This window comes from Brevibacillus schisleri (assembly GCF_055685845.1).
The window spans coordinates 1898101-1923224 of the sequence record NZ_JBVNDM010000001.1; the positions used below are offsets into that span (position 1 = coordinate 1898101).

The 25124-nt window shown below is 47.7% G+C and carries 19 protein-coding genes; 12 read left to right on the forward strand and 7 right to left on the reverse strand.

Features of this window, described 5'->3' with window-relative positions:
* The first annotated feature begins 26 nt into the window (after window positions 1–26).
* The 7 genes from ACUUHJ_RS09515 to ACUUHJ_RS09545 all read left to right on the forward strand — a co-directional run bounded on the left by ACUUHJ_RS09515 (window position 27) and on the right by ACUUHJ_RS09545 (window position 8016).
* Complete coding sequence (locus ACUUHJ_RS09515) at window positions 27–2288, forward strand: immune inhibitor A domain-containing protein (RefSeq protein WP_472298771.1); 2262 nt, start codon at window positions 27–29, stop codon at window positions 2286–2288.
* Between the two features lie 609 nt (window positions 2289–2897).
* Complete coding sequence (gene ltrA, locus ACUUHJ_RS09520; protein WP_106834678.1) at window positions 2898–4160, forward strand: group II intron reverse transcriptase/maturase; 1263 nt, start codon at window positions 2898–2900, stop codon at window positions 4158–4160.
* Between the two features lie 217 nt (window positions 4161–4377).
* Entirely contained in the window at window positions 4378–5208 is an 831-nt protein-coding gene (locus ACUUHJ_RS09525) for an electron transfer flavoprotein subunit beta/FixA family protein (protein WP_142495607.1), read from the forward strand.
* A complete protein-coding gene (locus tag ACUUHJ_RS09530; RefSeq protein WP_012685450.1) occupies window positions 5205–6227 on the forward strand; it encodes an electron transfer flavoprotein subunit alpha/FixB family protein in 1023 nt (340 codons plus the stop codon). The genes ACUUHJ_RS09525 and ACUUHJ_RS09530 overlap by 4 nt, the downstream gene beginning before the upstream one ends.
* Window positions 6220–7515: an FAD-dependent oxidoreductase gene (locus tag ACUUHJ_RS09535; protein ID WP_472298772.1), complete on the forward strand. Its 1296-nt coding sequence runs from the start codon at window positions 6220–6222 to the stop codon at window positions 7513–7515. Before ACUUHJ_RS09530 ends, ACUUHJ_RS09535 begins: the two co-directional genes overlap by 8 nt.
* Window positions 7515–7811 (forward strand): ferredoxin family protein, encoded by a 297-nt coding sequence (locus tag ACUUHJ_RS09540; protein ID WP_012685452.1) that lies wholly within the window; start codon window positions 7515–7517, stop codon window positions 7809–7811. Before ACUUHJ_RS09535 ends, ACUUHJ_RS09540 begins: the two co-directional genes overlap by 1 nt.
* A 16-nt stretch (window positions 7812–7827) precedes the next feature.
* Window positions 7828–8016, forward strand: a complete 189-nt coding sequence (locus ACUUHJ_RS09545) for a hypothetical protein (RefSeq protein WP_472298773.1) — start codon at window positions 7828–7830, stop codon at window positions 8014–8016.
* A 36-nt stretch (window positions 8017–8052) separates the two neighbouring features.
* Here the strand turns inward: ACUUHJ_RS09545 and ACUUHJ_RS09550 are convergent, their stop codons facing one another.
* The 4 genes from ACUUHJ_RS09550 to ACUUHJ_RS09565 all read right to left on the reverse strand — a co-directional run bounded on the left by ACUUHJ_RS09550 (window position 8053) and on the right by ACUUHJ_RS09565 (window position 16193).
* Window positions 8053–8442, reverse strand: a complete 390-nt coding sequence (locus ACUUHJ_RS09550; RefSeq protein ID WP_472298774.1) for a M67 family metallopeptidase — start codon at window positions 8440–8442, stop codon at window positions 8053–8055.
* 288 nt (window positions 8443–8730) lie between these two features.
* Window positions 8731–13848 carry a hypothetical protein gene (locus ACUUHJ_RS09555; RefSeq protein WP_472298775.1) on the reverse strand — a complete coding sequence of 1706 codons (5118 nt, stop codon included), beginning with the start codon at window positions 13846–13848 and terminating at the stop codon, window positions 8731–8733.
* Window positions 13849–13997: 149 nt separating this feature from the next.
* Window positions 13998–15200: a BMQ_0737 family morphogenetic spore coat protein gene (locus ACUUHJ_RS09560; RefSeq protein ID WP_041749331.1), complete on the reverse strand. Its 1203-nt coding sequence runs from the start codon at window positions 15198–15200 to the stop codon at window positions 13998–14000.
* A 108-nt stretch (window positions 15201–15308) separates the two neighbouring features.
* A complete protein-coding gene (locus tag ACUUHJ_RS09565; protein ID WP_012685457.1) occupies window positions 15309–16193 on the reverse strand; it encodes a glycosyltransferase family 2 protein in 885 nt (294 codons plus the stop codon).
* Window positions 16194–16329: 136 nt separating this feature from the next.
* Here ACUUHJ_RS09565 and ACUUHJ_RS09570 point away from each other — a divergent pair, with 136 nt between their 5' ends.
* The gene (locus tag ACUUHJ_RS09570; protein ID WP_289677068.1) at window positions 16330–17691 is read left to right on the forward strand and encodes a hypothetical protein; all 1362 of its coding nucleotides are present in this window, start codon (window positions 16330–16332) and stop codon (window positions 17689–17691) included.
* Window positions 17692–17746: 55 nt separating this feature from the next.
* On the opposite strand, the gene ACUUHJ_RS09575 is transcribed toward ACUUHJ_RS09570, so the two are convergent.
* Complete coding sequence (locus ACUUHJ_RS09575) at window positions 17747–18853, reverse strand: peptidoglycan-binding protein (RefSeq protein ID WP_289677069.1); 1107 nt, start codon at window positions 18851–18853, stop codon at window positions 17747–17749.
* A gap of 95 nt (window positions 18854–18948) precedes the next feature.
* Here ACUUHJ_RS09575 and ACUUHJ_RS09580 point away from each other — a divergent pair, with 95 nt between their 5' ends.
* Window positions 18949–19296 carry a DUF1360 domain-containing protein gene (locus ACUUHJ_RS09580; protein ID WP_289677070.1) on the forward strand — a complete coding sequence of 116 codons (348 nt, stop codon included), beginning with the start codon at window positions 18949–18951 and terminating at the stop codon, window positions 19294–19296.
* Window positions 19297–19300: 4 nt separating this feature from the next.
* Here the strand turns inward: ACUUHJ_RS09580 and ACUUHJ_RS09585 are convergent, their stop codons facing one another.
* Both ACUUHJ_RS09585 and ACUUHJ_RS09590 read right to left on the reverse strand, forming a co-directional pair.
* Window positions 19301–20488 carry a glycosyltransferase family 2 protein gene (locus ACUUHJ_RS09585; RefSeq protein ID WP_289677072.1) on the reverse strand — a complete coding sequence of 396 codons (1188 nt, stop codon included), beginning with the start codon at window positions 20486–20488 and terminating at the stop codon, window positions 19301–19303.
* Between the two features lie 123 nt (window positions 20489–20611).
* Window positions 20612–21460 (reverse strand): DUF1698 domain-containing protein, encoded by an 849-nt coding sequence (locus tag ACUUHJ_RS09590; RefSeq protein ID WP_289677073.1) that lies wholly within the window; start codon window positions 21458–21460, stop codon window positions 20612–20614.
* 208 nt (window positions 21461–21668) lie between these two features.
* Between ACUUHJ_RS09590 and ACUUHJ_RS09595 the strand changes: the two genes are divergently transcribed.
* From ACUUHJ_RS09595 to rfbG, 3 genes are all read left to right on the forward strand, one after another.
* Window positions 21669–22514, forward strand: coding sequence for a hypothetical protein (locus ACUUHJ_RS09595; protein WP_289677075.1), 846 nt, complete (start codon window positions 21669–21671; stop codon window positions 22512–22514).
* 113 nt (window positions 22515–22627) lie between these two features.
* The gene (locus ACUUHJ_RS09600) at window positions 22628–24031 is read left to right on the forward strand and encodes a sugar phosphate nucleotidyltransferase (RefSeq protein WP_472298776.1); all 1404 of its coding nucleotides are present in this window, start codon (window positions 22628–22630) and stop codon (window positions 24029–24031) included.
* Window positions 24024–25115 (forward strand): CDP-glucose 4,6-dehydratase, encoded by a 1092-nt coding sequence (gene rfbG, locus ACUUHJ_RS09605; protein ID WP_472301165.1) that lies wholly within the window; start codon window positions 24024–24026, stop codon window positions 25113–25115. Before ACUUHJ_RS09600 ends, rfbG begins: the two co-directional genes overlap by 8 nt.
* Window positions 25116–25124 lie beyond the last annotated feature (9 nt).

Genomic DNA, 25124 nt, shown 5'->3' on the forward strand with positions numbered 1-25124 from the left:
TAGATAGAAAAAGAGGGTGAACCGCAGTGAAGAAAAGCCAAAAGCTCTTATCCGTTTTATTTTCCTCCTCACTCGTGCTCAGTACTTTCGTGGCTGCACCTGCAACGGGTTTGGCCAAATCAAAAGAGGACAAACATGATTTCCAGGTCGACTTGTCCACTGTTAACCTGGATCGACTGATTAAAGGGTTAATGGAGCAAGGAATCATTGATGAAGACGCCGATCAGGAAGAGATTGACGAGGCGTTGCTCGAGTACTTCGAAGACAAAAAAGTACCACACGGCATTGATGAGTCGTCTTCTTACGGTAAGGAAGCGAGCAGAGGACAGCAGGCAGCATTGGCTGATGCTGTGCAGAAAGTAGCTGAGATGGAAGACGGCGATGAAGTGCGTGCTTCCAAACGTCTACATACCGATAACATCGTTGTCGCTCTTGTCGAGTACCCTGACCGGGAGCATAATCAGCTACCAAAAGTGAGTGACTCGCTTTGGACGGAAGACTTCAACGAAAAGCATTACAAAGAAATGCTGTTTGATCAGGAGGGGTACAAAACTCCTGAAGGAATCGGCATGACAACAATGGCGAAATACTTCTATCTGCAATCGGGAAGAACGTGGACCGTTGATGGTGTGGTAACGCCATGGCAAATGGCAGAGAACGGCTACAAGTATTATGGAGGGAACTCCAAGGCTGGTGACGATTCCAATCCGCGCGATCTGGTAATCGAGACCTTGGCGGCGGTTGGGGAATCCATTGCCGGGAAAGAGGAATTGTACGATCAGCGCGATCCGTATGATATCGATGGTGATGGAGACCTAATGGAGCCGGATGGCAATCTGGACAACCTCATGCTCGTTCATGCGGGGATCGGAGAAGAGACAGGGGAAGATCCAGATGCGATCTGGTCTCACCGTTGGACCTTGAAAAAACCGGTGGAAATCCCTGGAACAAGCCTCAAGGCATTTGATTACATGATCCAGCCTGAAGATGGCGCACCAGGCGTATTCACACACGAATACGGACACAATCTCGGTTTGCCAGACTTGTATGACACGTCAAGAGCAGGAAAAGATTCGCCAGTAGGTGCTTGGTCCCTCATGTCGTCCGGTAGCCATACAGGTAAGGTCTTCCAAACGGAACCTACAGGCCTTGATCCTTGGTCCAAAATGGTTCTACAACAAATGTTTGGCGGCAACTGGATTGCTCCGACTGTTCTGGACTACAAAGATGTAGAAAAACGCAAGAAAACGGTTCAGCTCATTGATGCGAGCAGCATTGAGAAAAACGGAAAAGTCGTTAAGCTGAATATGCCGAAAGTTGAAAAGAAACCGCCGGTTGAGCCAAAAGATGGTGGCTACGCATACTTCTCGGATGAAGGAAACAAATTGAACACCAAAATGACTTCCGATGTGATTGATTTGACTGGGGTCAGCTCCGCCACGATGAAATTCGATTCATGGAGAAACATTGAGGAAGGCTATGATTACCTCTCCGTCAATGTAATCGATGCGGATACAGGTGAGAAAAAAGAAGTGCAAAAATTCGATGATGTAACAAAAGGCTGGGACAAAGAAGAAATTAGCCTGAATGAGTTTGTCGGCAAAAAAGTGCAAGTCGAGTTTAACTATGTGACGGACGTCGCTTACGTGTTGGACGGCTTCTATCTCGATAACTTTGAAGTAGAGGCAGATGGGCAAGTTATCTTCGCGGATGATGCAGAGGGTGAGAAGAAGTTCAAGTTGGATGGCTTCATCCACTTCGATGGAAAAGGCAAAATGTACGATTCGTACTATTTGGTTGAGCTGCGCTCTCACGAAGGAATTGACGCTGGACTGAAGTACTTCCGCCGAAATGACTCCTTCTTCACGTATGATCCAGGTATGGTGATCTGGTACTTTGATGGTCGCTACGAAAGAACACGTGATAACAATACGAGCAAGCATCCAGGCTACGGCTTGCTCGGTGTGGTAGATGCCCATCAGGAAGTGCGTTACTGGAACAATGATGAGGGTAACAAAAGCGCAATCGCAGACTCCCGCTATCAGGTGAACGATGCTGCGTTTAGCCCGAACAACACATCCGGTATGGATCTGGATTACATCTATGGAACGATGAAATACGATCCGTTGAAAGGCGTTAAGGAGTTTGACGATAGTGATGACTACTCGATGCCAGAAGTACCGGAAGTCGGTAAAATCCTGCCGCAAATCGGTTTGCAAATCAAACTGAAAAGAGCTTCCAAGAAGTTCACGGATGCTACGGTTGAGTTCTCCATTGACAAACATTAATGAATAAGTCAAAAGACGCCACACAGCGCCAAGCTGATGTTTGGCGTCTTTTTCGGTGCGCCCAGCATGGGCGATAACTCTAGGGTGTAAGTCCCGAACGGGGGTTGGCTGTACCAACCGTTAGCTCAAGGCAAGGGTGTCTACCGTGAGGTGGAATCTGGAGGAAGCCGGCGGCAAAGTCCCGACCTGAGGTACACGAATCCAATTTGAGGCTGTTGTATTCGGGCGAGTCTGCTGAACAAGACGAAGCCCTATACAGCCAAGGAATACAGCAGTAAACTTGGGCAGGTACATGGGATGAAAGTTATCGTTCTTACCTGGGGAGGTCTGCATGAAGTGCCTTCAAATGTTGGTAACCGTCTCCGTAAGGAGTCGCTGAACATGCAGAAGTCAGCAGAAGCCATAGTACCCAAGTATAGGACGCTTGAACGGGGAAGGGCTGAACATTAAGTCAACACATCCGCTAATCACTTTCGTGATCAAACTGTGAAGCAGAATTCCGTAAGGAACTACTCTTGGAGAATAAGGGTGAAGCCCTGAGGGTACAAGAGAGGGCTGAGTATTGACCGACAAGACTAGAAGGATGCGTGCGAAGGAAAGGGTATCGTCATGGAGTTGTTGGAGAAAGTCCTATCACGGGAAAATCTATTAGTGGCGCTCGAAAGAGTGGAAAGAAACAAAGGATCGGCGGGAATCGACAGTGTTTCAACCGAACAACTGCGCGATTATATCCGTGAACACTGGTTAACCATTAAAGAACAGATTATGAAAGGAACCTATAAACCTTCCCCTGTCCGCAGAGTCGAAATCCCGAAAACTGACGGAGGGGTAAGGTTATTAGGTATTCCTACCGTGATAGATCGCTTAATCCAACAAGCCATTCTCCAAGTTCTTACTCCCATATTCGATCCCCACTTTTCAGAATCCAGTTTCGGATTCCGACCGAATCGCAGTGCGCATGACGCTATGAGACAAGCACAATCTTATATTTCCGAAGGATATCGCTTTGTCGTAGATATGGACTTAGAGAAATTCTTCGACCGGGTAAATCACGATATTTTAATGAGTCGGGTTGCCCGAAAAGTAAAAGACAAAGCTTTGTTGAAACTTATTCGCGCATACTTACAAGCAGGCATCATGATCAATGGAGTCTGCCTCTCGGCAGTAGAAGGCACACCACAAGGTGGCCCGCTTAGTCCGTTATTGGCGAACATCCTGCTTGACGACTTGGATAAAGAGCTGGAAAAGAGAGGACATCGCTTTTGTAGATACGCAGACGATAGCAACATCTACGTGAAAACAAAGCGGGCGGGAGAACGGGTAAAAGAGAGTATCCAAAACTACTTGGAGAAGGTACTTAAGCTAAAAGTAAATGAGCAGAAAAGTGCAGTGGATCGACCTTGGAAACGTAAGTTCCTCGGTTTCAGTTTCACTAACGCAAAGCAAGCAAGGATTCGGCTTCATCCAAAATCACTTCTGAAGTTGAAAGAGAAAATCCGCTTCATCACAAATCCGGTATGGAGCATCTCTATGGATGAAAGGATTCGGAAGCTAAACCAGTATCTCATGGGATGGGTTGGATATTTCGCCCTTGCAGATGCAAAGAAAATTCTACAATCCATCGAAGAATGGATACGGCGTAGACTCCGACTTTGCTTGTGGTCTCAGTGGAAGCGAATAAAAACCCGATATCGAGAACTTCGTTCTCTGGGTTTATCACACGTCCAAGCAATAGAAATTGCAAACACCCGAAAGGGTGCGTGGCGTTCCACAAAGACTCCTCAAATACACAAAGCCCTCGGAGTTGCATACTGGCAACAACAAGGGCTGAAAAGTTTAGTACAACGATATTCTGTTCTTCGTCAAGCTTGATGAACCGCCGTATACCGGACGGTACGTACGGTGGTGTGAGAGGACGGGAGTTAGTCACTCCCTCCTACTCGATTTTCTATGATTACTGGTCTAAGCTCGGCTGCATCGAAATAGGCTATAACAATGAACGACAAGCTGCCCGAACTGATTGCGCGTAAGAAAGGCAACCTTTTGTACAGGCATAGGAATCGCGCCCGGCAGCAAGGGGGGATCAATCATGCTGCATATTGTCGCTTGCATTAAGCAGGTGCCAGACACCAAAATCATCAAGATGAATCCGAAGACGAATACGATGGATCGCGCCAGTGCGCCAGCTATTCTTAACCCGTATGACGCACATGCGGTAGAAGAAGCTGTTCGGTTGAAAAATCGATATGGGGGTGTGGTCTCCGTCGTCACCATGGGACCGCCGCCAGCGGTGAAGGCCATTCGGAAGTGCATCGAGATCGGAGCAGACGCAGGCTATCTGGTAACGGATCGTGCATTTGCCGGAGCAGACACATTGGCAACCAGCTATGCGATTACCAAAGCCATTGAGAAGATTGCAGAAAGCCAGCCAGTCGACCTCGTCATTTGCGGGAAGATGACCATCGACGGTGATACGGGACAAGTCGGACCAGGAGTCGCCAGACGGTTGGATATTCCGCCGCTTACGTGTGTGAAAAAAGTAGTAGAGATAAACAAAGAACAAGGTTACGCCATCGTGCATCGAAAGCTGGAGGATGGTTATGAAGTCATCCAGTCGACCTTGCCTTGTTTGTTTTCTGTGGAGAAGGAGATTAATGAGGTACCGTATTCTCCGCTGCCCAACATGCTTCGAGCTGCTAGGTATAATCCTGTTGTTTGGTCCGTCGATGACTTGGGGGATATCGATCGGACGCAGTTAGGTCTGAAGGGCTCTCCTACCATCGTTGCAAAAGTTTGGCCCCCAGAGAAGCCAAAGGGTGGCGAAATGCTCGAAGGAAGCGTCAGCGAGCAAATCGCACGCTTGATGGAAGTTTTGCACGATAAACAGCGATTGTTTCGGGTGAAGGAGGAGCAGGTATGAATCTGGATGATTTTCGTGGCATCTGGGTGTTTTTAGAGGTGAGTGACGGCCGTATCGCCCCAGTATCACTCGAGCTGTTGGGGGCGGGAAGACAAATGGCTGACAAGCGAGACGTGCCGCTTGCTGGCTTGTTAATCGGAGATGGAGTCAAGGAGTTGGCCCACACGGCGTTTCCCTTCGGTGCGGATCAAGTGTATGTATACGATCAGAAGATTTTTCATGAGTATCGTACAGAGTCCTACATGCGAGCTGTCATCGAATGTGTCCAAAAGCACAAGCCGGAAATTATCTTGTATGGGGCGACGTCCACGGGAAAAGATTTGGCTAGCGCTGTTGCGACGGATTTGGAGACAGGGCTGACCGCCGATACGACCATGCTCGATGTGAACGCGGAGACAGGATTGTTGGAGGCGAGCCGTCCAGCGTTTGGTGGTAACATCATGGCGACGATTTTGTGCAAAAAACATCGACCGCAAATGGCGACCGTTCGCCCAAAAGTCATGAAAGCGCTTGAGCCAGACGAGTCACGTACAGGAGAGATCATCGAGGAAACCATGGAGCTGCGTGAAGAAGACATTCGCACAAAAGTACTGAAAATCGTCCGGGAGACGAAGGAAAAGGTGCGGTTGGATGAGGCAGATGTGATCGTCGCTGGCGGTAAGGGACTCGGAAGCAAGGAAGGCTTTGCTCTTATTCATCGCTTCGCAGAACGAATCGGGGCAACCGTCGGGGCTAGCAGAGATGCGGTGGAAGCTGGCTGGATCGGTCATGAACATCAGGTCGGACAGACGGGAGTGACGGTCACGCCAAAAATCTATTTTGCCATCGGCATATCGGGAGCTATCCAGCATTTGGTCGGCATGCGTAACTCAGGATTGATCATTGCCATCAATAAAGACCCGAATGCACTTATCTTCCAGGCTTGTCACTACGGTATTGTCGGTGATGCTTTTGAAATTGTGCCATTGCTCATGGAAGCATTCCAAAAGGAGCCGGACAAGGAGGTAACGTATGGCTGAGAAATTTGATGTAATCATTGTCGGAGCAGGCCCGGCTGGAACAGCTTGTGCTTATACGCTTGCCAAAGCGGGTGTAAATGTACTGTTGATGGAGCGCGGGGAATATCCGGGTTCCAAAAACGTCATGGGAGGTGTGTTGTATCGCAAAACGATGGAAGACATCATCCCCGAATTTTACAAGGAGGCGCCTGTTGAGAGACCGATCGTCGAACAGCGGTTCATGATGCTTGATAGGGAATCAGCCATCAATTTCAGTTATAAAGGCATGGAGTGGGCCCAGGAACCTTATAACAATTTCACGGTGCTGCGGGCGAAATTTGACCAATGGTTTGCAGACAAAGCCGTGCAGCAGGGAGCACTTTTACTTAATGAGACCGTGGCTTTGCAGTGCATTGTTGAAAATGGCAAAGTAGTCGGTGTGAAAACAGATCGACCGGATGGGGATTTATACGCAGATGTTGTCGTTCTGGCAGACGGCGTGAACTCCTTGCTGGCGAAATCGTTAGGGTTCCACAAAGAGTTTCGTCCAGATGAAGTAGCGCTCGCTGTCATGGAAGTACTGAAGCTGGATCGTAAAATAATCGAGGATCGCTTTAACCTAGAGGGCGATCACGGTTGTACGATTGAAATTTTCGGAGATTCGACCAAAGGGATTTTGGGGACGGCTTGGTTGTATACGAATAAGGACAGCTTGAACATTGGGGTAGGGACGATGCTGTCGGGTCTGATCAAAAACAAGATTAAGCCGTATGAGTTGTTGGACTATGTAAAGAATCATCCGATGATTCGGCCGTATATCCAAGGGTGTGAGCAGCAGGAATACTTGGCGCACCTGATTCCAGAGGGAGGCTATCGTTCCATTCCCAAAATTGTCGGCAATGGTGTCCTTGTCGTAGGAGATGCTGCCCAGCTCGTCAATGCGATCCATCGAGAGGGATCGAATATGGCGATGGCATCTGGTGTCATGGCGGCGGAAACGATCTTGGCGGCAAAAGAGGCGGGGGACTATTCAGAAAAAATGCTCGACGGATACCGAATCAATCTGTTGAATAGCTTTGTCGGTCAAGATTTGAAAAAATACAAGGACGCAACGCATCACTTTGAAAAATTCCCGCAGTATTTCGAACAGTATATTCCGATGATGAACAAAGCGGCGAGTCAGATGTTCACGGTTGATGGCACCTCGAAATGGAGCAAGCAGAAGAAAATCTGGAGCGACCTCGGCTCTGCGAAGGACAAATGGAAAATGGCGCGTGACTTGATGAATGCGTGGAGGGTGATGAAGTGATGCAGGATATACCGAAGGGCCAGTCAATCGAGGAGAAACAGTATCTCGTGCGTTTCAAAGCGGATACGGAGTCACATCTGCATGTGCTCTCTGCTGATGTTTGTGCGACGCAATGCCCTGATAAGCTCTGTACCATCTTTTGTCCTGCGGAAGTATACAAATGGGAAGAAGTGCGGATGCACGTCGGTTACGAAGGATGTCACGAATGTGGGAGCTGCCGTATTGGTTGCCCATATGAAAATATCAAGTGGGTGTATCCGAAGGGTGGACACGGAATCATCTTCAGACTCGGGTAATGGGCGGCGATAAGCGGTGATACAAGTAGGCGATCTGGTCGTATATGTAAAGGATGGGGCAAAGGGAGTCGTCATTCATATGGAGGAGGACCGCTTCCAGATAAAGTGGGAGGATGATTTTGTCAGCTGGGAGAAAAGGGAATGGCTGTTGCTCAGTTCATTGGAACAAAGCGATCTTCCAAAACAGAAAGAACAGCAGGAGTAGATTCCCGCTGTTCTTTTGTTTTGAGGAATTTGATCACTAGTTACGGACTGTATAAGGATACATCCGAGCAAAAGACCCCTCAATTCGAAAACAGCCGAGAACTGGTTGTGGAGAAGCGAGTGAAACGATGAGATACGCGACCTCCGGGTAGCGACAGTAAGCAATATCTTCAGGTGACGGAATGGGAGGTGCAGTAGGGTGGGAGTGGTAGATCCCGACCAAATGCTCCCCACGCAACGCCATTTCGTGGAAAACGTGTTGAATCTGCTTGGGGTCCATAGCGAAGGCGACCGGGCTTTTCAACGTATTTTCCATTCGCCAAACCGTCTGTGCACTTCCATTTCTACCGGAGAGCAATCCACACGTTTCATTTGGCCGCTTCTCCAGGGAATCTCGGATGATCTCATCCCAGACTGCACGGGTCATGGAAAAGGGGGGCTCTAAAAGATTAGCCCTGCCAACGCCTGCCGCAGCAGCCTCCACTTGTTCTAGTCTGGACCGACGGTTGGACTCTATGAACCGGACCGGATTTTGGCAATGGCGATCGCGGCATTTTCGATGGGCGCTGGGCAGGTTGGACTTGATGTTGTTGACGTTGATGATACAGTGCACGCATTTGTTCAGGGGTCATGGTTTTTCCTCCCTTTCTGGACTGTAATATGTTGTATTCAGGTTAGATTCACATGGTAACGGCTCTCGCACATTTTCACTTTTTCAACGAAACGGGTTGAATTCGTTGGCATTTTTGGGATAGGGCATCTGCATTTTTACTGGTGTGGAAGATAACTGTTGAGTGGAAGGATCAGAACTTGGCATGAATTGGGTATTTGGGTGGAATTGGGCGCTTGGTTGAAATTGCGTGTTTGGCTGAAATTGGGCATTTTGCTGGAGTTGACTGAAGGCTTTATTGGATCGAGCTTCTTTTTGCGTGAATTCTTTGATGATTTGCTTGTATTTTTCTTCGTTGTTTTGGAGTTCTTTCACCATGTTTTTGAGTCCGGTTATCGTCTTTTTCAACACTTGCTCCTGGGATGTAAACTGCTCAATGGTTTTTTCTTTTTCAGTTAACAGAGAGTCATATTTTTGGGTTGTTTTCTCCAGTACTTCGTTCCATTTATTTTTTTGAAGAGAGATGTTCGCGAGCTTTTCATCGGTTTCCTTGGCTTGTTGCTGAAAAGCTTTGATACGATCCTGTGCATCGGTTAATTGCTGTTGTGTTTCTTTTAACTCCGACTGGAGACTCTTAACAGTGTTTTGTGTTTGTTGGATTTCTTCGTCGCGTTGTTGGATGCTTTGCTGCAATTCTTGCTCATGCAGGGAATGCGATTCGGCCAGCTTTTTATAATCGGCGACGAGTTGATTTTTCGTTAACCGGGCTGCCTCCAGCTCAAGCAGAGCTTCCGTTAATTGTTGAGAAGTCTCTTCGTGCTTTATTGTCCAACTTTGCTCGAGATCTATTGCTTTTTGCAACATCTCATGGCGAGTGGCTTCTAGCTCTTGCTCTTTCGTGCGCAAATCTTGTTTTTGTGCTTCGAGTTCTTGTTCTCGGGTGTAAATGTCTTGATTCTGCACTTGTAGCTCCTGCTCCTGGGTTTGCAGCCCTTGCCTTTGAGCTTGGATTTCTTGCTCCAAAGAGAGTAGTGCCTGTTCCAGTGTGTTTAGTTCTTGCTCCCGAGTAAGCAACTCCTGCTCTTGGTTGTGCAGTTCTTGATCTCGGGCGTTCAGCTCTTGTTTCATCGTGAGTAGCTCTTGCTCGTGGGAGTGGATTTCCTGCTCATGAGAGAGAAGCTCCTCCCCGCGAAGCTGCAGCGCTTGCTCTCGGGATTGAAGTCCTTGTTCTTGAACCTGTAGTTCTTGGCTCTGCGTTAAAAGTGCCTGCTCCTGGGAGAGGTTGGCTTGTTCCCAATCCCGAAGCCCCTGTTCATGGCTCTTCAGCTCTTGTTCTTGAACCTGCAAGGCCTGTGCATGAGCTTGTAGTTTTTTTTCTTGGGCCTGGAGCTCTTGTTCAACATCGTTTAATTCTTCTTCACGTGCTTCAAGGTCTCGCGTCCGCTCGAAAATTTCTTGATCTCGGGCCTGAAGCTCTTGTTTGAAAGCGAGCAGCTCTTGTTCTTTTGTCTGGAGGTTGTGATTCTGAGAGTGAAGTTCTTGCCCGCGCGTTTGTAGCTCTTGCTCAAGGGTGTAAAGGTCTTGCTCTCGAGCTTGAAGGTATTGCGTCTGGGTGAGAAGTTCTTGTTCTTTTGTTTGTAGGTGATCTGCTTGCGTTTGTAGCTCTTGCCCTTGTACTTGGAGCTCTTGCTCAAAATTGAGAAGATCCTGCTCCCGAGAGTTGAGGTCTTGCGTCTGGGAATGCAGTTCTAGCTCTTTGGATTGGAGCTGTTGTTCTTTCGTCTGCAGGTTATGCTTTAGGGATTGAAGTTCTTGGTTGTGGGTCTGAAGTTCTTGTTCGAGCTCGAGAATTTCCTGCTCCCGAGAGTTGAGGTCTTGCGTTTGGGAATGCAGCATTAGCTCTTTGGACTGGAGCTGTTGTTCTTTCGTTTGCAGGTTTTGAGCTAGGGATTGAAGTTCTTGGCTTTGTGTTTGAAGCACTTGTTCGATATCGAGAAGATCCTGCTCTCGTGAGTTGAGGTCTTGCGTCTGGGAATGCAGCTCAAGCTCTTTGGACTGGAGTTGTTGTTCTTTTGTCTCAAGGTTATGCTTTAAGGATTGAAGTTCTTGGTCTTGTGTCTGAAGCACTTGTTCGATATCGAGAAGTTCCTGCTCTCGTGAGTTGAGGTCTTGCGTTTGAGAATGCAGCTCAAGCTCTTTGGACTGGAGCTGTCGTTCTTGCGTCTGGAGGTTATGCTTTAGGGATTGAAGTTCTTGGCCTTGTGTCTGAAGCACTTGTTCGAGCTCGAGAAGTTCTTGTTCCCGTGAACTGAGGTCTTGCGTTTGGGAATGCAGCTCAAGCTCTTTGGACTGAAGTTGTTGTTCTTTCGTTTGCAGGTTTTGAGCTAGGGATTGAAGTTCTTTGCCTTGTGTCTGAAGCACTTGTTCGATATCGAGAAGTTCCTGCTGCCGTGAGTGGAGGTCTTGTGTTTGGGAATGCAGCTCAAGCTCTTTGGACTGAAGCTGTTGTTCCTTTGTTTGCAGGTTTTGAGCTAGGGATTGAAGTTCTTGGCCTTGTGTCTGAAGCACTTGTTCGATATCGAGAAGTTCCTGCTCACGTGAGTTGAGGTCTTGCGTTTGAGAATGCAGCTCAAGCTCTTTGGACTGGAGCTGTTGTTCTTGCGTCTGGAGGTTATGCTTTAGGGATTGAAGTTCTTGGCCTTGTGTCTGAAGCACTTGTTCGAGCTCGAGAAGTTCTTGTTCCCGTGAACTGAGGTCTTGCGTTTGGGAATGCAGCTCAAGCTCTTTGGACTGAAGTTGTTGTTCTTTCGTTTGCAGGTTTTGAGCTAGGGATTGAAGTTCTTGGCCTTGTGTCTGAAGCACTTGTTCGATTTCGAGAAGTTCCTGCTCACGTGAGTTGAGGTCTTGCGTTTGAGAATGCAGCTCAAGCTCTTTGGACTGGAGTTGTTGTTCTTTCGTCTCAAGGTTATGTTTTAGGGATTGAAGTTCTTGGCCTTGTGTCTGAAGCACTTGTTCGAGCTCGAGAAGTTCCTGCTCCCGAGAGTTGAGGTCTTGCGTTTGGGAATGCAGCTCAAGCTCTTTGGACTGGAGCTGTTGTTCTTTCGTTTGCAGGTTTTGAGCTAGGGATTGAAGTTCTTGGTCTTGTGTCTGAAGCACTTGTTCGATATCGAGAAGTTCCTGCTCCCGTGAGTTGAGGTCTTGCGTCTGGGAATGCAGCTCAAGCTCTTTGGACTGGATCTGTTGTTCTTTCGTCTCAAGGTTATGTTTTAGGGATTGAAGTTCTTGGCCTTGTGTCTGAAGCACTTGTTCGAGCTCGAGAAGTTCCTGCTCTCGTGAGTTGAGGTCTTGCGTTTGAGAATGCAGCTCAAGCTCTTTGGACTGGAGTTGTTGTTCTTTCGTTTGCAGGTTTTGAGCTAGGGATTGAAGTTCTTGTCTTTGTGTCTGAAGCACTTGTTCGATATCGAGAAGTTCCTGCTCTCGGGAGTTGAGGCTTTGCGTCTGGGAATGCAGCTCAAGCTCTTTGGACTGGATCTGTTGTTCTTTCGTCTCAAGGTTATGCTGTAAGGATTGAAGTTCTTGGCCTTGTGTCTGAAGCTTTTGTTCGAGCTCGAGAAGATCCTGTTTCTGTACGCTGAGGTCTTGCGTTTGAGAATGCAGCTCAAGCTCTTTGGACTGGATCTGTTGTTTTTTCGTCTCAAGGTTATGCTGTAAGGATTGAAGTTCTTGGTCTTGTGTCTGAAGCTCTTGTTTGAGAATGTGAAGTTCCTGCTCCCGTGAGTTGAGGTCTTGTGCCTGAGCGTGCATTTCTAATCCTTGCGCTTGTAACGCTTGTTCAAGACTGAGAAGTTCCTGCTGTCGTGCTTGAAGCTCTTGTGTCTGAGAATGCAGCTCCAGCTCCTTAGCCTCGAGCTTTTGCTCAGTAACAAGCTGCTCTTGTTCTTTGGTCTGCAGGTTGTGTTTTAAAGATTGCAGTTCTTGGTTTTGCCCCTGCAACTCTTGCTCAAAACAGAGAAGTTCCTGCTGTCGTGCTTGAAACTCTTGTGTCTGAGAATGTAGCTCCAGCTCCTTAGCCTCGAGCTTCTGATCTGTAGCAAGCAGCTCCTGTTCTTTGGTCTGCAGGTGATCCGCTTGCGTATGCAATTCTAACCATTGGGTCTGAAGCTCTTGTTCAAGACCGAGCAGTTTCTGCTCCCGTTTTTGTATGTGTTGCGACTGGGAGTGTAGATCCTGCTCTTTCGTCTCAAGGCTACTCGATAGGGATTGCAGTTCCTGCCCTTGCCCCCGCAGCTCTTGTTCAAGATCGTGAAGCTCCTGCTCGTGAGCCTGGAGACTATGCTCAAATGCGTGGAGGTTTTGCTCGCGCACCTGTAGTTCTTGTTCTCGCATCTGTAGCTCCTGCTCCCGCTGCTCCCAATTTCCGCTTGCTGCTGTAAGCTGCTGTAGGTCAGAGAGTGTTTGCTCTTCCCGTGCCCGTGCGTCCTCCAACTGCTGATTCAATGATTCAATTTTGGATAGCTGCTCGTGCTGTCTTATCTGCGCACTCTCAAACTCTTCATTTGCATGATCCAAAGCTTGTTTCCATGTAAGTTGTTGCTGCTCCAGATGCGCGATCATGTCTAAATGCTGCTGGCGTTCATGCAGGATCTCCTCGATTTGACTCAGCTGCTGCTGATCTTGCTCGTGTAACGCCTTTTGCCATTGTGCCTCTTTTTGTTCGTAGCTTTGTAATCGCCGTTGGAGCAGTTCAATGTGCTCGCGCAAGTGTTCTTCCTGCGCTTGATGTTTGGACATGATTTCTTCCAGTCGTGGACCTTTTCGTTGTTCTCTGATCTCGGCTTGCAAGCTGTCGATCGAACTCTTTAGTTTTGCCTCTGTTTCCTGGTGGTCGGTTATGGCATTTTCGCGTTGTTTCAAGAGATGTTCGTAGTAGTCGAGCTTGCCCTTCATTTCTTGAAGCATGCCTTGTGAATCGTTCAAGCGCTGCTTCCATTCGGCCCCTTTGCTGTCCAAATCGTGGAGGTTCTGGTTCAGATGTTCAAGCTGCTCTCTATATGCTTCGTTTTTTTGGGATGTTTCCTCGATCAGCTTTTGTAGGTGCCACACTTCTTGCATGAGTTGGTTTGTTTTTTCTTCGTAGTAGTGTGCTTGTTTTTTTAGCAGGAGGAGCTTCTCATTTTCTCTCTCTTTCGACTTGTTCGCATTGGAGATTCTCCTTTTGTACACAGTGTTGTCCTCCTTTTTCCGTCTGGCTTTCCCATATAGACATATGTACGGGTTGGGAATTGGTGCCTGTATTGTAGTGACGGTTCATCTATAGAAAAAACGGGAGAAGTGCTAGTCTTCTCCCGCCTGATTGAAAACGAATATTTTTTTTATGGAGTGGTAATGACAATATCCCCAAACGTGATGCAATCGGCAACCAGTAATTGTTCGTCCGGAACGACTGTAATGGTGGCACTGAAGACGAGGACACCAGAAGAGTCGGTGAGTGTGAGAATGATAACGTCTGGCAGGCCGAGTCCTGTTTCGGCGAGTGTCAGAGAGTAGGTCAGGGTTTCTTGTGCGCCTGTTGCTGTGAATGTCCGTACACCAGTACCTGTTACGACGAGACCTGTCACAATTGGCAGGATAGGCAGTACGGTAATGCATGTCGGAGAGCTGATAGTCGTTGGAGAGAAGCTGAAGCTTTGATCACCAAGGACATCAGGCAGGAGAGCATCAAAGAAGTTAAAGGTAAACGAGCTGCTGGATGGATCGCAGCTTGGGCAGATATCTGCGATGAGCTGAATCGTACCGACGGCAACGGCGAGTGGGATACCAATAGAAATGGAAACGTTTGGTACCAACGCGTTGACGGACGCCTGGCAATCGCAGTTGCGTACTGGGAAGATTGGTGGGCATTGTGGCGGGAATGTAATCGGCGGGCAACGGAAAGATGGCGTTGGCGATGGAATTGGAATGCTGTTTGGACGTGGAGAGCAGAATTTCGCCAATACTTCCAGTTTAACTTCTGCTTCTACTTGGATTTCTACGCAGACAATGACGTCGAGTTGAACCATGCCTCCGAGGAGAACAGTACCGGTTGGTGAGCACTCGAAAGCACTGATTCGGCACAAGATATTGTCCTCGTCAAGCGGTTCAGGCAAGCAGAGAACGACTTCCTGATCGAATTGCACTGTCGTTGTGAATTCGCAGAGAGGCGTTCCGTCTGCGAAAACGCGAACGAGCACAGTGGCTCCGAACACAAAGCGAACGACTCCGACCCGAACAGTGGTCCCATTGACTGTAATGTTCTCGCGGCGAATACTGACGACTCTGCAAGTAGGACCAGGAGAAACTGGCTCAACGCAGGAGAGCGTGATATCTTGCCCAGCACGAATGGCAGCGTCTACCAGAGCTTGACAATCGTCGGGAAGGGCAATCTTGTTTCGGTAGCTGTTCGCTAATACTACCCAGTCATACACCTTATTGACGCGAATGCACTCTTCCTGCAGGTTGTTCGATATAGGAGGAGTTGCTGTAGGCGTCGGTGTAGGGAGCTGGCGACCCATAATGGGCTTCACGTGATGTTTCACCGTAAGAATCCTTCCTTTCCTAGGGAGTTTGCTTTGCAGTTACATACTATGTGGGCAACGGGAGTTTGGCATGTTGAGCATGCGCCTATTTTTTAGGTCACTATCTTGTCAGAAAGGAATTTGGAATTTTTGGAAGAACCAATTGTCGTCGAATTTTCTTTGGGAAGTGTATCGAACACGCTGAGCAGCAGCTCCGCAAGTCAGCACATCATCCGCAATTTCACTCGCATTTGCGTAGAGCACAAGTTTTTTCGCAGCCTCAATCCGCCGCTCGTTAAAATGGCTGTACGCCATTCGAAGCATATTGTAATAAATGTGCTCATGTGCAACTGTGTAAGGGTGAACTTGCCTAAACAAATGCAAGATTTTTACGGATGGCTGGACCATACACGTATACCCAAAGAGCCACATCTTAATGGAAAATTCGATATCTTCAAATCCCCAAATGCGAAAACCACGGTCAAAACCCCCGACCTTCATAAAAGCTTCACGGGTGACCAGGAAGCAACCCCCTGGCAATATCGCAACCGGTGAAGGGCCCGTTGGCTTTGGATACCAGGTGATTTCGAGCTTCTGATTCAGATTTTGCCCATATCCGATTTTATGTGGCTCTGTCATGGAAGCGATTCCGGGAGCAACGCCATCTGCTTTCTTTGTCAGAATGAGCTCCATCATGCGATCGATCCAAAAGTTTTCAAAAGACAGATGGGCATCGCAAAAAATAAAGTAGTTGCCACGGGCATGATTCACACCCAAGTTTCGTGCTGCTGCTGCACCAATGCCTTCTGTCGTGATTAATTTTATTTTTTCATTTTGCCCTTGGCCTTGTAAAAAGTGACAACCGTTATCAGTTGAGGCATCATCGACTACGATCACTTCATATGGAAACGTGGTTCTTGTATTCAAAAGGGAAGTGATGGTAGAACGCACATTGTCCCCCTCATTTTTTACAGGAATGATAATGGAGATTAGGGGCATTTGTGAGGTGGGCATATGACCACTCCTTTCTGTAGCATCGTATGCGCAAAGCGTTTCTTCGGAACAGTCATCGCCAAAAATGTTCACTTTGGACACTGGGCATTCATACAATATCGCGGACTGACGGAAAGTTTCGTGAGGAGAGATGGGAATGGATGTTGAGGTATATTACAGTGGTCAACGTGGCGGGACCATGCCGTACGCGGCTCTGCCAGCGTTTCGTTTATTTTGCAAGCAAAATGGCTTTCAATTGAAGTGGGATTCGACGAATAAAAGAGTTGACCTGGATTCGGGGTTGAAAGGAAAAGTTTGCGTTCTCTTTACAGGCATATCTTCAGGAGGAGGAACTGCCTATGAGTGGGAGGTATTGGGGAACGTACAAAAATTTCTTTCTGATAGCGGGATGGAAGTTGTTATAAGCCAAAACAATCCGTCTCTGGCGAAAAATACGGATGTCGCTATACGTTTCAGCTTGAAGGAAATGAGAGTTCTGGAAAAGCCAAGACTGATTTTCTTTCAGTCGGAGGATGAAAAGCGGCAAGACCTGGTCAAGTGTTTGCGCGCTGAATTGCAGCAGTCAGGAATCCCGTGTCACTACAAAGTAACCAAAAACCAAAAGCAACCATCGATCGTTCACATCCAGTTGCAATTGCCGCTCTTTACGGAAGTGAGCAAGCGTAAACTCTATGCGGAAAAAATTGCGCTACATTTAGCGTCAGGGGTTTTGGAGTATTTCCAAAATGGATTGCACATTCAACCAATGGCGTTTTTACCACCCACTATTTTAAAGCTGTTTTATTCCACTATGTTCATTACCTCTGACAAGGAAAGTCAGCAGGGAGAAGATGAAAAGCCATGGGCAGAGGAACAAAACACGATTCAGGAAAGTAACCAGTCGAGTGCTGAGAACAGTGAATCAAATATAGAAGGAAACAGTGAATCAGACAGTGAACGGGAAGAGCTGTTGATCTTGGCAGAAGAAGAACTGCTGAATCAAGTAGTGACCATTCACCCCGTCGAAGAAGTGCCAGAACAGGTTGAAATGCGTACAGCGGCAGAAGTGTATTTTGATTACACGTTGATTCACTCTGAATCAGCTGAGAAGCCGTACCTGTTGATTGGGACGCTCCAGGTGAAAAATACGGGGAACGTTGAACTGAAAAATCCAATCGTTTGCCTGCGTGTCTCACCTGTCGATTCGATCAAAATGGGAGGCCAGGTATTGCCGCCGAAGCTCGTGGAGACGATGGCCGTACAAGGTACATCGGGCTTAAAAGGATGGAGATACTTGGAAGACGATTGGTTTGCCCAAGCGATGGAGAGAGGGGAATATTGGATAGCGCCGATCCAGCCTGTAACCATTGCACCGGAATCGACGGAATCCTTCCAGAATTTCCAGATTTCATTTTTGAAACAAGAAGCGGGGAAGGGAATCGTCGTCGAGGGTGTCGTGCTGTGCAACGATCAGACCGTACACTTTTCCGCCAATAACCGGATCGCCGTGTCTTTCTAATCGAGAAGAAAAGCCACCATTTCAGTAGAAATGATGGCTTTTCCGTTCCGCGCCTTTATTTTTTTAAGAACATTTGTACGAACGTTTTCCCGTACGGACCGCCATTTACAACAGCAATGGCAACGTAGTCGTATGTTGGACTCATGATATTAGCTTTGTGCCCAGAGGAATTCATGAACATTTGATGAGCGCTGCTTACAGAATAGTTTTGGGCAATATTTTCAGCAGCAGCCAAATAGCGAATACCAAAAGTGTCCATCATTTGAAACGGTGAGCCGTAAGTGGGAGAGGTGTGGCTAAAGTAGCCTTTGTTTACCATCTCTTGAGCTTTTACACGTGCAACGTTCTCCAACTGCATGTCCACTTGATAGGGTGCGAGTCCGCGGCTGGTGCGCTCTTGATTCACGAGCTGAACCATTTCTTTTTCCTCAGCCGTCAAACCTGCGGGTAGAGGAACTTGTGCGTCAGCACCAGGGTTTTGCGGCTGCTCAGGCTTGCTAGGTGTTACGGGAGTCGGTGGATTTGTTGGAGTGGTTGGCTTCGTATCTGGTTGGGGCTGCACGGGATTGTTCTTGTATTGCGTTTGAATGGCTGTATAAGTTTTGGTATCGGCTTCACCAGTCAAGGTTTGTTTATTGCGCGACTGGAACAGCATGACGGCAAAACGTGTAGATTCATCGAATTGTCCCGATGCCGTTACTTTGTAACCGAGGCCAGCGAGCATCGTTTGCAATTCCTTCACGCGTTCACCGCTAGCACCCAATTTTAGCGTAGCGTAATCATTGGACTCAGCAGGATTGCTAGGCTTGGACGGTGTGCTTGGCTGTGCTGGTTGTGTTGGCTGCACTTGCTTGCGAGCTTGGTACACGCTCGTCAGTTTATCGTAGGTGGTTTTGTTTACAATTCCGGTTTGCGGCAGCTTGTATTTTTTTTGAAACGCTTTGACGTTATAAGCTGTGTTGCTGTTGTAGATCTTGTCCACTACCAGCTTGTAGTCGTAATGGAGTGCATCGAGCATCTTTTCCACTTCAAGCACGCGCGAGTTCTTCATCCCTTTTTTCAAAGAGGTAAAGCTTGTTTTCGCAAACGCAGGTTGTCCGATCATGGTAACGAGGACGGACAGGGAAAGGATGGTTGCCATTTTCTTTATGTTGCGATTCATCTCATCACGCCTTTCTCTGTTTTGTCGCACCACAATGGTACTAAATGTGGAACAAATGAGAAAAGCACAAAATATTGGAAAGAGGTGGAGGTGGAATGTTTGACCTCTCTTGGATCGACCTAATCATTCTCGTGCTGGCAAGCTTTCGTCTCACGCATTTGATTGTTTTTGATGAGATTACGTCTTTTCTGCGAACCCCATTTTACCAGGTGTTCTATGTACCCGACGAGTCGGGGCAAATGGTTCGGGACTTTCAATTTAAAGGCGGAAGGGTGCGCCAATGGATAGGCAGATTGTTGAGCTGCCATTGGTGCGTGGGAATTTGGGTGGGGGCCTTGATCGTGGGGTTGTATATGTATGTGCCAGCCGCCTATCCGTTGCTGCTCCTGCTTGCCATAGCCGGAGCGGCGGCTGTCATTGAAACGAAGCTATATACGAGTTGAATGGTTAACTCCTTGAAAAAGTTCTGTACACGATCACTTCGTCATACGAAAGAGGAATAATCTCTTCGGCCATGTATCCCCCCACGATTCTTTGCTGGACTTGCGGGGTGTTCGGTACACCGACACTGGAAGAAGCGATGTCCACACGGAGTGTTGTGGCATTCGGATCGAGTGGGATTTCGAGGGCAAAGGTGGGTTTATCAACGGTGTAACTTTTTACGTTTACGCCATTCACGAGTGCTGTCAAAACAATGGGCTTCGGCAATTTTGCAGGGGAACCAGGGACTTTGCCCTTCACTAACAACATTTGAGCCGGTGCAGATGGATCTGATTCGACAATCGCACGCAGGACAGGAGGCGCCCACAAGTCCATCCCCCGATTCATGCTTGTAATTCTGGTTGTATTGGATGGAAAGGTCTTATAGATCTTCAACAGGTCGAGTACACCCATGCCTTTGTAGTGTGGGACGTACGATATCCAATGGCTGGGGATGGACGAATAATTTTTCGCTAGTGATCGCAATACTTCAGGTACGCCGACAGAATGCCATTGTGTAGCTGATTTGCAGGTCGTGTGGATTCGGGCGTTTCCTAAGTAGTGAGGCACATAACCGATGGGATAAAATTTGGCGATGCGCATCCACAGGTCGTAATCCATGCAAAATTGCAATTTTTCATCCACGCCCCCCATATGCCTGAAAACGTGGGTCCTGATGAAAGCGGATGGCTGGCAAATCACGCAGCTCTGATACAGCTTCTTGGAATCAGCCTGTTCTGACGGATAGGTGGAAGATACTTGACCGTACTCGTTCATCACTTGGCAATTGCCGTGAAGCATTCCCCAGCTCGGGTTGCTCGCAAAAGCGTGAACAGCCATCATGATGGCGCCGGGAACATAGGTATCGTCTGAATTCAGCCAGCCAATGATTTCCCCTCTTGCCATTGCCAGACCTTTGTTAAGCGCATGAGACTGTCCGCGATCCGGTTCGGAAATATAACGGAAGCGCGGATCTTTTTGTGCATATTCTTGCAAGATGGAGAGCGTATCGTCAGTCGAGCCTCCATCTACCACGATATGCTCAAGGTTTGCATAGTCCTGGGTCAATATGCTATTTATTGTCTCGCGAATAAACCGGCCTTGGTTAAAAGAGGGGGTAATGATACTCACTAATGGTTGCTGTGAGTGGGACACGAGATTCACTCCCATCTTTCCATCATAAAAAATGCATGCACTACCATCAGACTATGAAAGAATGGAAAATCGGGTACACAAGCATCGTCGATCTTGTGCACCCGATTTCAAATTCCCCAGATATTACAGGTAGTCCGGAATGATCCCCGGATTGCGGAAGATACGGAGTAACTCCGCGTGACAATTCTGGTCGATCGCGCTACCAGGAATGGCTCTTGCCACGAGGCTGATGCGGCCCGCATCGTAATTGTTTATTTTGCCAGAAGGGATGGTCCGAACCGATTCAGGAATGACTTCAAACAATGTGCCTCGGAGCATCTCCTCAATGCAAAGGACAGATGGCAACCACCAAGTCGTATCGTCCTTATAAATCCGGTTCATTTGTCCAGGAGCTCCGTTGTAGACCATGATGGACTGATTCGTATCCAAAATACAGGCAGTTTCCAACAAGAGGTGCCCACCTGGCTTAATCACGCTTCGGCATTGCGACAATGTCCACATCGGATCGCGCAGATGATAGAGCAGTCCAAGATGCTGGACGACATCAAATTGATTGTGCCGTATTTGTTGAGGGAATGGCAGTGGTTCTATAAAATCGTCCATCAGCAAAACTTGCAGCCCTTCCCATAGTTTGTAAGGACTGGTATTGTACAGCGGCAAAACTTTGCTTTGCAGGATGTTCTTGCAAAACTCAAAATTCAAATAGAGCGGCTGCATACAGTCCGTTGCCACGACAAGACTTGCCCCTCGCTGCTCCGCTTCAAACGCCCACATTCCGTCAAAACTAGCGAGATCAAGGACGCGTTTCCCCGAATATTGGATGTATTCTCTGGATTGTCTCGTCATATTCCATATACCTTCCAGAAGCGAAATCCCGGGTGTGACAATCCCGGGTCGCAGCGGGATCTTATGGTACCATCGCCGTTTGCTGATCTCATCGAGAATTTCCTGATCTGTCCAAAATCTTCCCATCGACATGTCCCCCTTCATTGCAGAGTGCTTGCCCTATACGATATGTTCGGACCGTGCTGGGGGAAATGATATAAATGCATTAATTTTGTCCCATTCACGTCTATAGTTGCTTGGCAACAAGTTAGGTTTTCGGAAAAAAGGCATATGCCCGTTTCTCGTTGTCTGTCACATACATAAAGTATGGGGAGAAAAAGGAGGCGGAAAGAGTATGCCCTTGCCCATCGTGATCATCCATCGAGGGGACGATGATTATCTCACATACAGCTTGCAGCAAGCGAAAAGAAGTAATCCCGATTCGCCTGTCTATCTGATAGGGAACGGGGGAAACAGAAGGTATGCCGTGAACGGCATCATTCATGAGATGATAGACGATTACATGCATGCCGCTAGCGAAATGACGCGAGTCTATAAACATATTCATTTCATGCCCTATGAGTACAATCTATTTTGTTTTCAAAGATGGTTTATTTTGTTGGCGTTTATGGAAAGGCATCAGATTCCGAAATGCTGTTATATCGATACGGATGTCATGCTGTTTACCGACGTGAACCATCCGCGCTTTGAAAACTTTACGATGGAATTCGTATGGACAAATTTCGTAGATAGGCAGAAGTTGGAACAATATTGTGAGTTCATGAAGTCTCATTTTGCCAATCCGATTGCATTCGCGCAAGTCGTTCAATACACCATGCGGAGAAAGGAACACGTACGATTCAATCAACCTCTCATAACGGATATGGTGCTGGCCTTGCTCTTTCTTGAGCGGCTCAAGGGTTACCAAATCACGAATGGCTTGTTTCATGATGGCATAATTGATGGGAATATTCAGCAGGCGACATCAATGGAAAATTTGTACGGCTATAAGAAAATCTACTCGATAAATGGTGTCCTGTGCTGCAAGGATAAGGCAACGGGGCGATATCTGCCGGTGTTTTCTCTTCATTTTCAAGGATATACGAAGCACCATATGAAGTTTTTCACAACTCCCTATCTCCCGCAAGCCGGTTCTTACATTTTTGATTATATTTCTAACCGTTGGATTCAGTTTCTATAGGCTTCTATCATTCCTCGTGTTAGTTGACCATTTTCATTGGACGATAGAGCATCGACTGCGACAGACGCATAAGATGGTGCATACAACACGATAAACGGATCGAGGTGGCCTGAGTGAAACTGATATTACTATCGGGTGGTTCAGGGAAAAGGCTGTGGCCGCTCTCCAATGATGTCAGGTCCAAACAGTTCTTGAAGTTGATAGGCAATGCACATGCCCAACCAGAGGCGATGGTTCAACGAGTATGGAGGCAGCTAGCCTCCCGCAATTGGTCGGAGCCTGTTTATATTTCAACAGGCCGCTCACATGTTGATTTGCTTCAAAGCCAACTGGGTGAAGACGTTCCTTTGATCGTGGAGCCGGAAAAAAGGGATACCTTCCCTGCCATTGCTTTAGCGGTAACCTATTTGTACTCTGCTTTGACAATGGACCCGGATGAAGTCATCGCCATCATGCCTGTAGATCCATTCGTTGAGGACCGCTTTATGGACAGGATCAAGGAGCTAGAGAACGTCATCCTCAAATCTGGCGCGAATCTCGCATTAATCGGAGTGAAACCTACGTATCCATCTACGAAATACGGCTACATTGTTCCACAGCTAGAATCACAATCGGATCAGGGTAAAATACCCCCTGCCTATCAAAAAGTAAAAAGCTTCAAAGAAAAACCGTCCCTTGAGCAAGCGCAGGATTTAGTAGAAAAGAAGGCCCTGTGGAATTGTGGAATTTTTGCTTTTCGATTGGGCTATCTGATTCGCGAATTGGAGCAAAAAGGATTGCCTACTGAATACAACCGCATGCTTGAGCAATATAGCCAAATGCCTGCCATCAGCTTTGACTATGAGATTGTAGAAAAGGCAGAGAAAGTAGTCGTTCTCCCGTATGAGGGAGCCTGGAAGGACCTAGGGACGTGGAATACGCTCACGGAAGAAATGAGCAGGAATACAATTGGTAAGGTTTTGCTGGATGAGAGCTGCACCAATACGCACGTTATCAACGAATTGGACATCCCTATCGTGTCCATCGGTCTATCGGATATGATCGTAGCGGCGAGTCCGGATGGCATCCTTGTTTCTTCCAAGGAACAAAGTCATATGGTCAAAAATTTGTCTTTGGATTGGACAAAGCGCCCAATGTATGAAGAGCGGCGCTGGGGATGGTATCAGGTTATGCATTTTCAGAAAAATGAAGACGCGGGGGAAGTATTAACGAAACAAATCCATGTATACGACGGGAAAAATTTGAGTTATCAGTACCATCACCACCGTAGCGAAGTATGGATTATCGTAGAGGGCAGCGGAGAGTTCATTTTGGATGATCAGCTGAGCCAGGTTGGACCAGGTGACGTATTGCAAATCCCGGTAGGAGCCAAGCATGCAATCAAAGCTACGACCGAGCTGGCATTCATCGAGGTACAGATGGGCAGTCAGCTGGTGGAAGAAGATATCGTTCGACTTGGGATGACGTGGTCAGCGATTCTGGAGCAGATTAGGAAGCACGGTGATCACAATGATTGATCCTGCGTTCTGGCGAGACAAAAAAGTGTTGATCACAGGTCATACCGGCTTCAAAGGCGCATGGCTGTGCTTATGGCTGCATGACTTGGGGGCGAAGGTAACGGGGTATGCGCTGTCGCCGCCAACAAATCCGAGTATTTTTGAGTGCGCCCAAATCAGCTCATTGGTTGATTCAATCATTGACGATGTCAGATCGAAGGAAAGTGTTCATAAAGCAATCAACCAAGCCAACCCGGATATCATCATTCACATGGCCGCTCAGCCGCTGGTGCGTTTATCGTATCAATATCCAGCGGAAACCTTCGAAATCAATGTCATGGGTACGGTGAATGTACTCGAGGCGGCGAGAGTGGCTGTACAAAACGGAATGAAAATCAAAGCAATTATCAATGTCACGACGGATAAGGTTTATGAAAATCGGGAGTGGGTGTGGGGATACCGTGAGCAGGATGTGCTGGGCGGCTATGATCCGTATTCCAACAGTAAAGCATGTTCGGAGCAAGTGACTGCCTCCTATCGCAATGCTTTTTTCCACCCCGACCAGTATCATCAGCATGGCGTTGCCGTTGCTACAGCGCGAGCAGGCAATGTGATCGGCGGTGGTGATTGGGCGATGGATCGTTTGATACCGGATTGCCTAAGTGCCTTGATAAAGGGAGAGACCATCGTCATCCGAAATCCAAAAGCAATTCGACCGTGGCAGCACGTCCTGGAGCCCTTGAAGGGGTACTTGATGCTCGCTGAAAAAATGTGGGCGAATGGCAAGGATTACTCCGAGAGCTGGAATTTTGGTCCGAATGAGGAAGATGCCAGATCGGTAGAGTGGATCGTCCGGCAATTGTGTGAGCGTTGGGGGGCTGGTGCTCGTTTTGAAGCAGAGCGAACCGATCCACAATGGCACGAAGCCAAATATTTAAAGCTGGACTGTTCTAAAGCCAAAGGCGTAATAGGCTGGAAGCCCAACTGGTCGCTCGAACGGACCTTGGACAGTATCATTTCTTGGCAGAAGGCTTATCAGAAAAAACAAGACGTAAGAGAAATTTGTTTGGCCCAAATCGCGGCGTATACCAATGAGGCCAAGTGAACAACAGAG

Excerpts from the sequence above, each read along its gene's own strand:
- ltrA (WP_106834678.1), top strand. The coding sequence starts at position 2,898 with ATGGAGTTGTTGGAGAAAGTCCTATCACGGGAAAATCTATTAGTGGCG.
- ACUUHJ_RS09525 (WP_142495607.1), top strand. The coding sequence starts at position 4,378 with ATGCTGCATATTGTCGCTTGCATTAAGCAGGTGCCAGACACCAAAATC.
- ACUUHJ_RS09530 (WP_012685450.1), top strand. The coding sequence starts at position 5,205 with ATGAATCTGGATGATTTTCGTGGCATCTGGGTGTTTTTAGAGGTGAGT.
- ACUUHJ_RS09535 (WP_472298772.1), top strand. The coding sequence starts at position 6,220 with ATGGCTGAGAAATTTGATGTAATCATTGTCGGAGCAGGCCCGGCTGGA.
- ACUUHJ_RS09540 (WP_012685452.1), top strand. The coding sequence starts at position 7,515 with ATGCAGGATATACCGAAGGGCCAGTCAATCGAGGAGAAACAGTATCTC.
- ACUUHJ_RS09550 (WP_472298774.1), bottom strand. The coding sequence starts at position 8,442 with ATGACCCGTGCAGTCTGGGATGAGATCATCCGAGATTCCCTGGAGAAG.
- ACUUHJ_RS09565 (WP_012685457.1), bottom strand. The coding sequence starts at position 16,193 with ATGCCCACCTCACAAATGCCCCTAATCTCCATTATCATTCCTGTAAAA.
- ACUUHJ_RS09570 (WP_289677068.1), top strand. The coding sequence starts at position 16,330 with ATGGATGTTGAGGTATATTACAGTGGTCAACGTGGCGGGACCATGCCG.
- ACUUHJ_RS09575 (WP_289677069.1), bottom strand. The coding sequence starts at position 18,853 with ATGAATCGCAACATAAAGAAAATGGCAACCATCCTTTCCCTGTCCGTC.
- ACUUHJ_RS09580 (WP_289677070.1), top strand. The coding sequence starts at position 18,949 with ATGTTTGACCTCTCTTGGATCGACCTAATCATTCTCGTGCTGGCAAGC.
- ACUUHJ_RS09590 (WP_289677073.1), bottom strand. The coding sequence starts at position 21,460 with ATGGGAAGATTTTGGACAGATCAGGAAATTCTCGATGAGATCAGCAAA.
- ACUUHJ_RS09595 (WP_289677075.1), top strand. The coding sequence starts at position 21,669 with ATGCCCTTGCCCATCGTGATCATCCATCGAGGGGACGATGATTATCTC.
- rfbG (WP_472301165.1), top strand. The coding sequence starts at position 24,024 with ATGATTGATCCTGCGTTCTGGCGAGACAAAAAAGTGTTGATCACAGGT.